The organism is Neisseria sp. P0021.S007, from assembly GCF_051956855.1.
This window is the reverse complement of the sequence record NZ_JBQCXA010000985.1, coordinates 1-555: the sequence shown is the minus strand read 5'-3', so window position 1 is coordinate 555 and position 555 is coordinate 1. Positions and strand designations below refer to the sequence as shown.

The 555-nt window shown below is 50.8% G+C and carries 1 pseudogene; it reads right to left on the bottom strand.

The features are described 5' to 3' along the window. A pseudogene (locus ACTHUR_RS17100) lies at positions 1 to 555 on the bottom strand (YadA family autotransporter adhesin); the annotation flags it as partial.

The following is a 555-nucleotide window of genomic DNA, read 5'->3' as shown; positions in this document are numbered from 1 at the left end:
ATCTTGAAGATTATTGATAACAATGCTGTTACCGTTTGTTTGTGCGGCTACTTGGTACAGTTGGCTGCCGTTGATAGCATCTGTGCTGGTAGGTGTGATGCGACCAGCTGCAACATTAGTGATAGTACGTTCGTTGCCTGTTGAACCTACACTCACTGTGGATGTAGGAGTGGTGCCGGCAAAGCCGCTGTAAGTTACACCGTTTACAGTAGCGGTATTTGTACCTACTGCAGCAGAAGTAGTAGAACCTGCGCCTAAAGCAACAGAGTATTCATCACTTGCAATCGCTCCGCGACCGATAGCGACAGAAGAACCGCCTTTAGCTTGAGCCTGGAGGCCAGAAGCTACGCTGGCGTTTCCGGTAGCTTGGGAGGCAGCACCTGTAGCAATAGAATAGTTACCTTCGGCAACAGAAGCAGAACCTACAGCAGCTGAAGAAATACCCTTGGCTTGAGCTTTTTGACCTACTGCAACAGTGTAAGCGCCGGTTGCTTGAGTGCCTTGTCCGATCGCAGTAGAGGCGGGAGCCGCAGCGTTAGAGCCAGAGCCAAATGC